The 12,526-nt window shown below is 40.0% G+C and carries 11 protein-coding genes; 7 read left to right on the top strand and 4 right to left on the bottom strand.

What is annotated here, in order from left to right:
* Positions 1-2 precede the first annotated feature (2 nt).
* A complete protein-coding gene (locus tag ESB04_RS10120; protein ID WP_129027625.1) occupies positions 3-1,211 on the bottom strand; it encodes an ABC transporter permease in 1,209 nt (402 codons plus the stop codon).
* Positions 1,212-1,290: 79 nt separating this feature from the next.
* Here ESB04_RS10120 and ESB04_RS10115 point away from each other — a divergent pair, with 79 nt between their 5' ends.
* Both ESB04_RS10115 and guaA read left to right on the top strand, forming a co-directional pair.
* Entirely contained in the window at positions 1,291-2,466 is a 1,176-nt protein-coding gene (locus ESB04_RS10115; protein WP_129027624.1) for an exo-beta-N-acetylmuramidase NamZ family protein, read from the top strand.
* 72 nt (positions 2,467-2,538) lie between these two features.
* Positions 2,539-4,062 carry a glutamine-hydrolyzing GMP synthase gene (guaA, locus tag ESB04_RS10110; RefSeq protein ID WP_129027623.1) on the top strand — a complete coding sequence of 508 codons (1,524 nt, stop codon included), beginning with the start codon at positions 2,539-2,541 and terminating at the stop codon, positions 4,060-4,062.
* Positions 4,063-4,188: 126 nt separating this feature from the next.
* On the opposite strand, the gene pepT is transcribed toward guaA, so the two are convergent.
* Positions 4,189-5,457, bottom strand: a complete 1,269-nt coding sequence (gene pepT / locus ESB04_RS10105; RefSeq protein ID WP_129027622.1) for a peptidase T — start codon at positions 5,455-5,457, stop codon at positions 4,189-4,191.
* 182 nt (positions 5,458-5,639) lie between these two features.
* Between pepT and ESB04_RS10100 the strand changes: the two genes are divergently transcribed.
* Entirely contained in the window at positions 5,640-6,911 is a 1,272-nt protein-coding gene (locus tag ESB04_RS10100) for a citrate synthase (protein WP_129027621.1), read from the top strand.
* Between the two features lie 104 nt (positions 6,912-7,015).
* The gene (locus tag ESB04_RS10095; protein ID WP_164969638.1) at positions 7,016-7,507 is read left to right on the top strand and encodes a septal ring lytic transglycosylase RlpA family protein; all 492 of its coding nucleotides are present in this window, start codon (positions 7,016-7,018) and stop codon (positions 7,505-7,507) included.
* A 3-nt stretch (positions 7,508-7,510) separates the two neighbouring features.
* Here the strand turns inward: ESB04_RS10095 and ESB04_RS10090 are convergent, their stop codons facing one another.
* Together ESB04_RS10090 and ESB04_RS10085 are read right to left on the bottom strand one after the other, a co-directional pair.
* Positions 7,511-8,761 carry an OmpA family protein gene (locus tag ESB04_RS10090; RefSeq protein ID WP_129027619.1) on the bottom strand — a complete coding sequence of 417 codons (1,251 nt, stop codon included), beginning with the start codon at positions 8,759-8,761 and terminating at the stop codon, positions 7,511-7,513.
* A gap of 2 nt (positions 8,762-8,763) precedes the next feature.
* Entirely contained in the window at positions 8,764-9,411 is a 648-nt protein-coding gene (locus ESB04_RS10085; RefSeq protein WP_235832227.1) for a 7-carboxy-7-deazaguanine synthase QueE, read from the bottom strand.
* 99 nt (positions 9,412-9,510) lie between these two features.
* Between ESB04_RS10085 and ESB04_RS10080 the strand changes: the two genes are divergently transcribed.
* Genes ESB04_RS10080 through ESB04_RS10070 form a run of 3 tightly spaced genes read left to right on the top strand, consistent with a single transcriptional unit; the run spans position 9,511 to position 12,524 of the window.
* Positions 9,511-9,816 carry a hypothetical protein gene (locus ESB04_RS10080; protein ID WP_129027618.1) on the top strand — a complete coding sequence of 102 codons (306 nt, stop codon included), beginning with the start codon at positions 9,511-9,513 and terminating at the stop codon, positions 9,814-9,816.
* A 5-nt stretch (positions 9,817-9,821) separates the two neighbouring features.
* Positions 9,822-11,753, top strand: a complete 1,932-nt coding sequence (gene nadE / locus ESB04_RS10075; RefSeq protein ID WP_129027617.1) for an NAD(+) synthase — start codon at positions 9,822-9,824, stop codon at positions 11,751-11,753.
* A 3-nt stretch (positions 11,754-11,756) separates the two neighbouring features.
* Positions 11,757-12,524, top strand: a complete 768-nt coding sequence (locus tag ESB04_RS10070; protein ID WP_129027616.1) for a type III pantothenate kinase — start codon at positions 11,757-11,759, stop codon at positions 12,522-12,524.
* Positions 12,525-12,526: the final 2 nt, after the last annotated feature.

Raw genomic sequence — 12,526 nt, 5'->3', positions numbered from 1 at the left:
AATTAATGTTTGTATTGAAGTGCCTCCTGGGCTTGAATTTTTTTAATAAACAAGGTAGGCAAAGTGATGATGATAGCTACCAATAAACTAGTGCCAACATTGACCCATAACCAGGTAGACATGGACCATACAATGGGTACGGCATCCATGTAATAGCTTTCTGGGTCCAAAGGAATCAGTTGATATTCGGATTGTATATAGCAAAAAATAACAGCCAATAGATTACCAATAATCAAACCTCGCAATAAAATAAAGAAACCATTCCACCAGAAAATGGTCCGAATTTGTCGGTGGTTCGCTCCTAAAGCCTTTAATAAACCCACCATGGGAATTCTTTCCATGATTAGAACCCAAAGGGTGGCTATGAGATTGAAGCAGGCCACAATCAATAATAGAGAAATAAAGATGACAATGTTTCGATCCAGCATCATCATCCAATCAAAGAGGGCAGGATACAATTCTGTGACGGTTTGTAAACGCCATTCGGTAGGCATCTTAGATTCTATTCGGTCGGCACTGTAATACAAATCAGCTGTCTTTTTTAAAAACACCTCATAGGTGCCTATGGAATCTGCCGACCAGCCGTTCATTTTCTGCACCCAGGAAAGATCAGCTAAAATGTACATTTTGTCCAATTCCTCCAAACCTGTTTCATAAATTCCAGTTATTGTCACCTTTCTAGGCCTCTCTGGGTTACTCAGAAAGTAAAGTATGAGGTGATTGTGTAAGCCTACTTTAAGCTCTTTGGCTAAGGTTTTACTTATAATAATGTCCTGAGGATGTTTGAGTTGAGCTTTCCCCAAGCGCATACTTTTGCTGATTTGATTGGCTGGCATATCAGTGCCAATTCCCTTGATTATCACCCCAGAAAGTCCTGCATCACCCACCAAAATACCTGGCTTTTGAATATGCGCTTGGATATGATCCACCTCAGGGTTTTGCTGCATTCCTTTTTCCCAAGTTAAATTACGTTTCAGAGGACTGTCAGATAGGGAATGGTTACCCGTAATAGGCCCCACATGAATATTACCTGTAAAACTGGTCAGCTTGTCTACAATCGATTCCTTAAAACCGAATAGAATAGAAAAGGCAACTAGGATAATGCAAACCCCAATAGAAACGGTTCCAATTCCCACATAGGTAACCGTTTTAGAAAAGGAAGTTTCATGCGTATTTCGAATCCGACGTGCAACAAAAAGTGGAAAATTCATTCAGTCGATTTACATTAATTATCCTAAAATTTATCTGATATTTGAATAAAATAAATTTTAAACCGCAAAGAAAATAGGAATGCATCGATTCTACAAGCTATTCATTTTATCGTTGGTCATTTCCCTTGGCTGGTGCTCTACTGATGCTGAGGCGCAAAATAGCAAGGCTATTCCTGGAGATCAACAAATTGATACTTACTTGCCTTTGATTTTTGATAAACGAGTGGCCTTAGTTGTCAATCATACCTCAGTTTTGAACAAAACTCATTTAGCGGATACCTTATTGTCTTTAAAAGTGCCCATCAAAAAGATATTTGCTCCTGAGCATGGATTTAGAGGAACTGCAGATGCTGGTGCTCACATAGATAATGGCAAAGATGAAAAAACAGGTTTGCCCATCATTTCCTTGTACGGTTCTCATAAAAAGCCCACAAAAGCTGATTTGGATGGAATCGATGTGGTTATTTTTGATATACAAGATGTAGGAACCCGTTTTTATACCTATAGTTCCACTTTGCATTATGTGATGGAGGCTTGTGCTGAGAATAGTGTTAAGTTAATTATTTTGGATCGTCCTAATCCCAATGGTCATTATGTGGATGGACCCATTTTGGAAAAAGAATTTGCCTCATTTGTGGGTTTAAATCCTACTCCTGTGGTACATGGCTGTACTTTGGGAGAATTAGCGAAAATGATGAACGGAGAGGCTTGGTTAGACCGTGGTATTCAATGTGATTTGACCGTAATACCGGTTAAAAAATACAAGCATTCAGATAAGGTTCATATTAGTATCGCACCATCTCCCAATTTACCCAATGATCAGGCCATAGGTTTATATCCGTCCTTGTGTTTATTTGAAGGAACCAATGTTAGTATTGGAAGAGGAACCAACAAGCAATTTCAGGTGGTAGGCACGAATGTAGAAGGTTTGGGGGATTTCAGTTTCACACCAGAGCCTAAACCGGGAGCTATGGATCCACCCTTGAAAGGTAAGCCATGCTATGGATTTGATTTGACTCAAATTGATACTCGTCAGTTAGGCTTTAGCTTAAAATATTTGTTTTATTTCTTTGAAAAGACAGGAAAAAAAGAATCGTTTTTTACTAGTCCAAGTTTCTTTGATAAGTTAGCTGGTACAGACGAATTGAGGAAGATGATGTTGGAGGGAAAATCGGAAAAGGAGATTCGGGATACTTGGAAGGAGGGGCTCAGGGAATATAGAAAGATCAGGGAAAAGTATCTAATCTATCGATAGAAATTAAGCATTTATATGCGTTTTTTCGGTTAAAATTGCGACCTTTGCCGTTTATTTTTATTTAACGAAGCTATGGCGGAAAAAATTATTATTCTGGACTTTGGTTCTCAAGTAACTCAACTGATTGCAAGAAGAGTACGTGAACTTCAAGTTTACTGCGAAATTCACCCTTATAACCATATACCAGCCATTGATGCCAGTGTCAAAGGAATCATTTTATCGGGTAGTCCATGTTCGGTGCGCGATGAAGATTCTCCACGGGTAGATTTAGGCCTATTTGAAGGATTACCGGTTTTGGGAATTTGTTATGGTGCCCAATTATTGGCTCATCAAGGAGGTGGTTCCGTTCAAGCTTCTCAACATCGGGAATATGGCCGTGCTCATTTGTCGGCTTCCAAGGATTCCATTTTATGGGACGATATTTCCAGTCATAGTCAAGTATGGATGTCGCACGGTGATACCATCATGGAATTGCCTAATTCTTACGAAATCATTGGATCTACCGAGACAGTTAAGGTAGCAGCCTTTGCTCATGTTGCCAAACCTATTTTTGGTATTCAATTTCATCCAGAAGTAACTCACAGTACGGAAGGTAGCATCATCTTGCGAAATTTCGTGGTGAAGGTATGTGATTGTGCGCAAGATTGGACATCTGATTCTTTTGTAGAAACTACAGTAGCTAATTTGAAAGATAAATTAGGGTCTGACAAAGTGGTACTTGGTTTATCAGGTGGGGTTGATAGTTCTGTTGCGGCAGTGTTATTACACCGTGCAATTGGTAAAAATTTGTATTGTATTTTCGTGGATAATGGTCTGTTGCGCAAGGATGAATTCGATCAAGTACTGGAGTCATATCAATCCCTGGGCTTGAATGTGAAAGGCGTTGATGCTAAGCAGCGTTTTTATGATGCTTTAGCGGGTTTAAGCGATCCTGAGCAAAAGAGAAAGGCCATTGGCAAGACCTTCATTGATGTGTTTGACCATGAGGCTCATGCCATTGAAGGAGTAGCATGGTTGGGTCAAGGAACCATTTATCCTGATGTAATTGAATCGGTATCTGTGAAAGGGCCATCAGCAACCATTAAATCTCACCATAATGTGGGAGGATTGCCCGATTTCATGAAGTTAAAAGTGGTGGAGCCTTTGAATACCTTATTTAAGGATGAAGTTAGAAAAGTGGGTAAGACCTTAGGTATTCCACAAGATATTTTAGGTAGACACCCATTCCCAGGACCAGGATTAGCCATTCGTATTTTAGGAGATATCACTCCGGAAAAAGTAAGTATTTTACAGAAAGTTGATGCTATCTTCATTAATGGCCTTAAATCGGAGGGATTATACGATCAAGTTTGGCAAGCGGGTGCCATTTTATTGCCTATTCATTCAGTAGGAGTGATGGGGGATGAGCGAACCTACGAACAAGTGGTTGCTTTGCGTGCAGTGAGTAGTTTAGATGGTATGACGGCTGATTGGTGTCATCTGCCTTATGAATTTTTAGGAAAAATTTCCAATGAAATTATAAATCAGGTAAAAGGGGTGAATCGCGTAGTATACGATATTTCGTCTAAGCCGCCTGCTACGATTGAGTGGGAATAATCAAGAAATTGGACAACAAATAAAAAGAAAAAAACGTTGTCGCTCCGTAACGCTGTCAGCGTTTTAAACGCTAACAGCGTTGGGAAAAACGGAGCGAAATGAACAGTTTAAATCAGAAAAGGGGACTTAGGTCCCCTTTTCTGCGTAAATACTGGCCAAGTGAACGATGGTTTCAGTGGCCTTTTGCATATCCTGCACACTGACCCATTCTTGCTTACTATGGAAAGCATGTTCACCCGCAAAAATATTGGGACAAGGTAAACCCATGAAGGTCAGTCGAGAGCCATCAGTTCCCCCGCGAATGCTTTGCATTTCAGGCTGCAGGCCAGCTCTTCTCATGGCTTCCATAGCATTTTCCAAGCATTTCGGATGATGAACCAATACCTCATGCATATTACGGTATTGTTCTGTTTGTTCAAACTCAACTTTAGAATTAGGGTAAGATTGGAGCACTTCTGACGTCCAGCTTTGTAATAATTCACCAAATGTTGACAATTTTTCCGTCTTAAAATCCCTCAGAATGAATTCAATTTCAGCATATTCTACACTTCCTGTTATGCCAACGGGATGGATAAAGCCTTCTAGTTTTTCCGTACTTTCTGGGCTCAAATGATCTTTGGGTAGTTTGGCAATAATTTCAGAGGCAATTTTGATAGCACTTTCCATGCGACCTTTGGCAAATCCCGGATGTTGCGATACGCCACTAATTTTAATTTTAAATCCATCAGCAGAAAATGTTTCATTCTCCAAATGTCCTCTTTTCTCTCCGTCTATCGTATAGCCAAATTGGGCATTTACTTTATTTAAATCTACGTGGTCGGTACCTCTACCCACTTCTTCGTCAGGAGTAAAGAGAATGGAAATAGGGCCATGGGGCACGTCAGGATGTTGTAGCCAAAACTGTACAGCATCCATGATTTCGGCAACTCCGGCTTTATTATCTGCTCCTAGCAGGGTGGTTCCGCTGGCGGTAATGATATCATGGCCTATTTGTTCTGCCAAATCAGGATGCTCTGTGAGTCGAATTACAACCGACGGATCATCTGGTAAAACGATGTCTTGTCCTTGGTAATTAGGGTGCACAATAGGTTTAACCCCTTTACCAGAACAATCGGGAGAGGTATCCATGTGCGCGCAGAAACAGATAGATGGGACTTTTTGGAAAACATTGGATGGAAGATGTGCATACACATATCCATACTCATCCAAATGGGCGGATTCTACGCCTAATTGTTTTAATTCCTCGACTAAAACTTTTCCTAAATCTTTTTGTTTCTCTGTTGTCGGACTACTAGAAGAATTGGGATCTGACTGAGTGTCAATTTGGACATAAGTAAGAAAACGCTGGGTCGAAGAGAAGGAGTAGTTTTTGAATTTTTGTAAGATACTGGTCATGTAAACCGATTATTTTAGAAATATAGTAAGAAAAAATTGTGATAATTAAATTTATTTTTTTTGGATTCATAAAGGTAATTAACCTTTCAAAATTACGTATTATCTTAGAGGCTTGAATTTTGCCTGAAGCAGACAAGCTTCTTCAAATTTTAAAAACCAACCAAGTTAAGCTTATAAACATTATGTCTCAACCTGCTACTATTAACCTCGAAGGGAAATCCTTTGATTTACCTACTCTGGAGGGTACAGAGAACGAAAAGGCCATTGATATCGCCAAATTACGTGATTTGACTGGCTATATTACGTTTGATCCAGGCTTTAAAAATACTGGAGTAACGAAAAGCTCAATTACTTATTTGGATGGAGAAGAAGGAATTCTACGTTACAGAGGTTACAGTATTGAAGAACTAGCGGACAAAGCTTCCTTTTTGGAAGTAGCTTATTTGCTGATTCATGAAGAATTACCTACTCAAGCTCAACTAGATGCTTTCTCAGCAGAAATCCAATCCTACATGATTTTGAACAAGGATTTGTTTAAAATTTCAGAAGGATTCCCGGTTAGTTCACACCCGATGTGCAATATTGCTGCCTTGGTAGGAGCTATGTCGGCATTCTATTCTACGGATGAGCCAGGAGATGATGAGAAGAGTGTATTGAGATTAATGGCTCAATTACCTGTGATGGCAACTTGGTCTTACAAGAAATCATTAGGTGAGGGTGTAGTGGAACCGGATACTTCTGTTGACTACTGTTCTACTTTCTTGCAAATGATGTTTGCTAAGCCAGGTGAAGCTTATACTGCCAATGACATCGTTTCCAAGGCATTGAATAAATTATTGATTTTACATGCAGACCATGAGCAAAACTGCTCTACTTCTACCGTTCGTTTGGTAGGATCCTCTCATGCTAATTTATATGCATCTATTTCAGCAGGTATCAACGCTTTATGGGGCCCTCTTCATGGTGGTGCTAACCAAGAGGTGATTGAAATGTTGGAAGCTATTAAAGCAGATGGTGGTGATACAGATAAGTACATTGCCATGGCAAAAGATAAAAACTCTGGATTCCGTTTAATGGGATTTGGTCACCGTGTGTACAAAAACTTTGACCCTCGCGCCAAAATCATTAAGAAAGCGGCAGATGATGTATTGAAAGCTCTAGGAGTAAATGATCCAGTATTAGCTATTGCCTCCCGTCTGGAGGCAGCGGCTTTAAGTGATGAGTATTTTGTAGCGAGAAAGCTTTATCCTAATGTGGATTTTTATTCAGGAATCATTTACCGTGCCTTAGGTATCCCAACCAATATGTTTACTGTGATGTTTGCGATTGGTCGTTTACCAGGTTGGATTGCTCAGTGGAAGGAAATGCGTGCCAATAAAGAGCCGATCGGTCGTCCGAGACAAATTTACACGGGCGCCACAAGCCGTCCATTTGTTGATATCAACCAGAGATAATGGTTTATTAAACATTGATTTTAAAATCCAAAAGCCCTTCCTCAAAAGGGCTTTTTTGGTTTAATGCAGTAATAGGACTAGCTTTGCAGGCCAAAATGGAATGCATGACATTACAAATTAAGCGCTTTCTACTTCTTATTTTCCTAGTATGGGGATTATCTAGCCCAAGAGGTGATGCGCAGATTCAACAAGGTAAAGCCTCTTATTATCACAAAAACTTAAGTGGTAAAAAGACTTATAGCGGAGAACGTTATAATTCTTACTTATACACGGCTGCCCATAAAAAATTTCCAATGGGTACTTGGCTGGAAGTTACCAATATACAATCAGGAGTAAAATCTTACGTACGCGTAAATGATCGTGGACCACATCAAAAGCGATTGTTGATTGATGTTTCTTATAGCGCTGCCAAAGATTTAGGTATCGTAGGTGCAGGTATTGCTCCTGTTCAAGTTAGAGCCTTAGAAGCAGGGGAATTAGCAGATACACTTTTGACTTTTTTGCAGAGAAGGGATAGTTTGATTTTAAAGGAACATCCCTATATCATTCACGTCAAAAAGGCAAAAAAGAAGAAAAAGCGGAAAAAGAGAAAATAAGCTTTATTCGATCAGTATTATCTCAATCCTTCGGTTAAATTTTCTGGCTTCTGCTTGATTCCTGGCCACTTTGGGTCTTAAAAAGCTCATACCTTTTGTCTGAATTCTGGAGCTACTTATACCTTGTTGGATTAGATAGGTTTTTATGGCATTGGCTCTTTTTTCTGATAATAGTTGATTGGATTTGGCTAGTCCAATTTCATCCGTATGCCCTCTGATTTCAATTTTTTGATTCGGATTTTCTTGTAAATAATGGATGAGTTTTTCCAAGCTTTGGGGTATAGGCATGGGGATCTTCCATTGGTTATTGGCAAATTGGATATCATCAAAGCTTACTTCTTGAAATTGGATTTTAACGGGCTTGATTTCCTGAACTACTAAGTCAATCTTGGGAGGATTAATTTTTGCCAACCAATAACTTGGTGGAATAAGGATCCGATGAATAGCTTCTTCTATGGAATTCCCTGGTTGATTTCTCGAAATAAAAAATTCATTAGGATGAATGCCCCGGCAAATTCCAGCTTCATTGGTGGCAGAGTTTACTTCAGACAAATTTTTAGCTTCCACCCATTGGCCATTTTCTAAGCGACTTTGATAAAAATCCAATCCTCCTTTACCCCCTTTTTTATCACTGGAAAAAATCAATATTTCATTTTCATCGTACCAATAGGGCCCTTGTTCATCCGATGAACTGTTTATCTTTGTCCCAAGATTTTGGGCAATTTTCCATCTACCTTGTTCATCTTTTTCACTCATCCAAATATCCCTTTTTCCTGCCCCCCCAGGTCTATCAGAAGTAAAGTACAGTTTCATTCCATCTGCACTTAAAGAGGGTTGCCCTTCCCAATCATGTGAATTGATTTGTATTCCTAAGTTTCTAGGCTTAGTCCAGGCACCATTGACCCATTGGCTTTCATACAAATCACAAGCTCCAAAACTATTACGGTAATCACAGCCAGAAAAGATGAGGGTATTCCCATCTGCGGAAAGACAGGCTGTGCCATCATTACTTTCTTGGTTGATACTGCTGAGTGATTGAATGGAAGTGAATTGATTTCCATCCCAGGTGGCAACATGAAGTTCTTCGTCTGAGTTAATAGACGTTCGACCAGTGAAATACAATTCTTTTCTAGCAGCTGAATAAAATGGGAAATATTGAGCCTTTTGCTGGTTTATTTCAGGAATGGGACTTGAGGTCAAACTATCTACTGATAGTGTCAAGGTGCTAATTGATAGTAACCAAGCAGCTAGCATGATTATGGGATTTGCAGGAATTTATGAGTCTGTACGGATATTTGCCAACGTGGAGATTGTTTGACAAAATCTACGATCAAGGGGTTCATGTCCAGCTGCTTAGACCATTCTGGCTGCATAAGCCAAAGGCTATTTTCTGGCAAATGTGTTGTCCAAGTTTGTGCCCAAGATAAGTCGGAAGGATGATAAATGATAACTTTTAATTCATTTACCAATGGGAAAATGTCCGAATTGGGTTCTTTAAATTTTTTAGGAGAAAAGCAAACCCAGTCCCAAACACCTGTAATTTCTTTTGCCACCCCTGATGTTTCTATATGAGTTCTAAATCCAGCTTCATGTAGAGCTTCAGTTAGTGGATTTAAGTCATGCATGAGAGGTTCACCACCAGTAATAACGACAATTTTTCCGGGCTGAGCTGAGGCTTCTTCTACTAACTCTTTGACAGTCTTAATCGGATGAGTGTCAATAGGCCAAGATTCTTTCACATCACACCAATGGCAGCCTACATCGCAACCGCCTAAACGGATAAAATAGGCGGCATGGCCCTGAAATTTGCCTTCACCTTGGATGGTATAAAAAGATTCCATGACTGGGTAGGTAAATTCATCTCTTTTTAGAACCGATTTTATATCTTTGGTGTTTGATTGCATGTCAGGCTAAATTTCCGAGTAAAATTACGCTTTGATTTGTAATTTAACTAATAAGAAATCGTTCTTAGAAAAGGTTCGATTTTTTATTTATCTCCAAAAATGATCAAAACTCAAACATTCCGTTTTATTTGGATGTTCGTATTAGGCTCTACCTTATTGCTTGGGGTAAGTTCCTGTTGGTCTGCCCGTTGCCCAAGAGAGACTTGTCGGGTGAGGGTAGAACATCGTCATGGAGAAAGTTATTATCGACCTAGAGAGGCATTTTCTTGGATGTGGACTCCGCGTTATAAACACGTGAGAACTTCCAACTACGCGACAATAGGTCCCAACAAACCGACAAAGAAGAGAGCATGGTATCAATTCTTTAAACCGGCTGATCGTGTTAGTTCCCAGAAACCTCGTTAATATATATGCCTAAAACAGTTCTTGCAGCCGGGGTTCTCAATCAAACACCCCTCGATTGGAGTGGTAACTTGCAACGAATCAATGATTTGATTCAGCAAGCCCTGCAAGAGCGGGTATCTATTTTATGTCTTCCTGAGCTTTGTTTGACGGGTTATGGGTGTGAAGATCAATTTTTGAGTCCATATACCCGGGAAAAAGCCTGGGATTCCTTATTGCAAGTATTGCCCCATACCCAAAATATTATGGTTTGGCTGGGTTTACCCTTCTATTTTGAAGGAAAATTGTACAATGTGGCTGCTTGTATCGCCCATGGTAAATTGGTCGCTTTAGTTCCTAAACAGCATTTAGCGAATGATGGTGTTCACTATGAACCCCGTTGGTTTAGCCCTTGGCCAGCCGATAAACGTACACATATTTCCACTAGTCTAGGGAATATTCCCATAGGTGACTACCGAATTCAAGCCAATGGTATACATATTGGGGTTGAAATTTGTCAAGATGCTTGGGAAGGTAAGAGGCGCCCTGCCCATTCATTGGCCAAACGTGGAGTTTCTGTTATTTGTAGCCCTACGGCTTCTCATTTTGCTATTGGAAAATCTAAGATAAGGAAAGAATTAGCCATATCAGGTTCCCAAATCATTGGTGGCGCTTATGTTTTTGCCAATGTACTAGGAAATGAATCAGGTAGAACCATTTTTGATGGGGATGCATATATTGTTCAAAATGGAACCCTAATTGCGGAATCTTCTCGATTCAGCTTTCAAGACAGTCAGATGATTGTGGCCGCCGTGGAATTGAAAGCCTGGGAGGAGTCATCAGAAGATATTATTCGGGCAGATATGCCTCAATTGGACGCCAATCCCGCATATAAATTATTTGATAAGTCTTCTTGGGAGCTTTCTGAACATATTAAGGAAGAGGAATTTGCCCGTGCGGTGAGTTTAGCCCTTTGGGATTATTTAAGAAAATCCAAATCATATGGTTGGGTAATTTCCTTGTCTGGAGGTGCTGATTCTTCCGCTATATCTTCGCTGTGTTATTTGGCTATTTCCTTGGCCATGAAAGAATTATCCTGGAAAGGTGTACAAGAGAAATTTGCCTATATTCCTTGGGTGAGAGATGTAATAACTGAAAAGGAATTTTTTGCTAGAATTTTGACTACAGCTTATCAGGGAACGGAGAATTCCTCCGACAATACTAGAAAATCGGCCATGGCTTTGGCTGACTGTATCGGTTCTACCCATTATGATTGGAACATAGATGTATTGGTGAAGGAATATCGGGCTATCATTGAAAAAGCCATCGGTAGAAGTCTTACTTGGGAACAGGATGATGTTACTTTACAAAACGTTCAGGCTCGCTTAAGAAGTCCAAGTGTCTGGATGTTGGCTAATATCAATAATGCACTTTTGTTGGCCACATCTAACCGCTCTGAGGCCTCTGTTGGTTATGCCACCATGGACGGAGATACCTCGGGGTCTATCTCTCCCATTGCAGGTATAGACAAATCCTTTATTCGTCAATGGCTTATTTGGTTAGAAAAAGTAGGTTTAGAGGGTGATTTGCGGGTAGTTGGATTAGCTCATGTGAATCAATTGGAACCAAGTGCAGAATTAAGACCTCTAAGTTCCAAGCAAGTAGACGAGGAAGACCTCATGCCTTATCCTATTTTGAATGCGATTGAGCGCTGGGCGTTTTATGATAAAAAATCGCCAAAGGAGTGTTTAAAGATGTTGAAAGCGGAATATGGTTCACGTTTTACAGAAGAACAATTGCTGGCCTTTTGTCAACGCTTCTTTAGATTATGGGCCAGAAATCAATGGAAAAGGGAGCGTTATGCCCCTGGTTTTCATGTGGATGATTATAGCCTAGATCCAAAGACTTGGCTCCGCTTCCCGATTTTATCGGCAGGATTAGAAAAAGATATTATAAACTAGCGCATGCTTTTAGTCGTAGATATTGGAAATACAGACATCGTCTTTGGATTTTATTCGGAAGAGGAATGGAAATTGATTTTAAGGACACCTACTCACCAACCTTGGACGACGCTCCGTATGGAAAATTGGATTAGGCAAGCCTGGTTGGAAAAAAATATTGGTTCGCTAAAACCACAAAAACTCATCATTTCCTCGGTGGTACCCTCCGTTTCTTTTCATGTGCAGAAGGGATTGGAGAATTGGTTAGGTATTTCTGCCAAAATCATGTCTCCTAAACTTTACCAAAATTTTCCCATTGAAATTATCTCTCCTGAGGAAATTGGGTCAGATTTAGTAGCCAACACCGTTTATGCACATCATGCCTATCATTCGGACGTGTTGATCGTGGATTTTGGTACAGCCCTTACTTTTACATTAGTCAATGCACAGGGTAAAATGGAAGGTGTTTCCATAGCTCCTGGACTAAAAACAGCGGTGAAATCTTTGTTTTCTCAAACTGCCCAATTACCTGAAGTACCCTTAGAAATGCCTCATTCTGCCTTGGGTTTTGATACCGTCAGTGCCATTCAATCCGGTATTTTGTGGGGTTATGTGGGTATGGTAAAAGAGATGATTCATCGGGTGAAGGCAGAGAAAGGACTACAAGTGAAAGTGCTAGCCACCGGTGGCTTATCCTCCATTTTAACTCCTTTGGAATCCTATTTTGATGAAGTGAACAAGCTTATCACCTTAGAAGGGTTACGGCTGATTTCTGAAAATTACCTTGATTAATT

It is taken from the genome of Aquirufa rosea, assembly GCF_004118285.1.
In the GTDB taxonomy this organism is placed as follows: Bacteria; Bacteroidota; Bacteroidia; order Cytophagales; family Spirosomataceae; genus Aquirufa; species Aquirufa rosea.
The sequence above is the reverse complement of the archived record's forward strand: the minus strand, read 5'-3'. Positions and strand labels throughout refer to the sequence as shown.

Excerpts from the sequence above, each read along its gene's own strand:
- ESB04_RS10120 (WP_129027625.1), bottom strand. The coding sequence starts at position 1,211 with ATGAATTTTCCACTTTTTGTTGCACGTCGGATTCGAAATACGCATGAA.
- ESB04_RS10115 (WP_129027624.1), top strand. The coding sequence starts at position 1,291 with ATGCATCGATTCTACAAGCTATTCATTTTATCGTTGGTCATTTCCCTT.
- guaA (WP_129027623.1), top strand. The coding sequence starts at position 2,539 with ATGGCGGAAAAAATTATTATTCTGGACTTTGGTTCTCAAGTAACTCAA.
- pepT (WP_129027622.1), bottom strand. The coding sequence starts at position 5,457 with ATGACCAGTATCTTACAAAAATTCAAAAACTACTCCTTCTCTTCGACC.
- ESB04_RS10100 (WP_129027621.1), top strand. The coding sequence starts at position 5,640 with ATGTCTCAACCTGCTACTATTAACCTCGAAGGGAAATCCTTTGATTTA.
- ESB04_RS10095 (WP_164969638.1), top strand. The coding sequence starts at position 7,016 with ATGACATTACAAATTAAGCGCTTTCTACTTCTTATTTTCCTAGTATGG.
- ESB04_RS10090 (WP_129027619.1), bottom strand. The coding sequence starts at position 8,761 with ATGCTAGCTGCTTGGTTACTATCAATTAGCACCTTGACACTATCAGTA.
- ESB04_RS10085 (WP_235832227.1), bottom strand. The coding sequence starts at position 9,411 with ATGCAATCAAACACCAAAGATATAAAATCGGTTCTAAAAAGAGATGAA.
- ESB04_RS10080 (WP_129027618.1), top strand. The coding sequence starts at position 9,511 with ATGATCAAAACTCAAACATTCCGTTTTATTTGGATGTTCGTATTAGGC.
- nadE (WP_129027617.1), top strand. The coding sequence starts at position 9,822 with ATGCCTAAAACAGTTCTTGCAGCCGGGGTTCTCAATCAAACACCCCTC.
- ESB04_RS10070 (WP_129027616.1), top strand. The coding sequence starts at position 11,757 with ATGCTTTTAGTCGTAGATATTGGAAATACAGACATCGTCTTTGGATTT.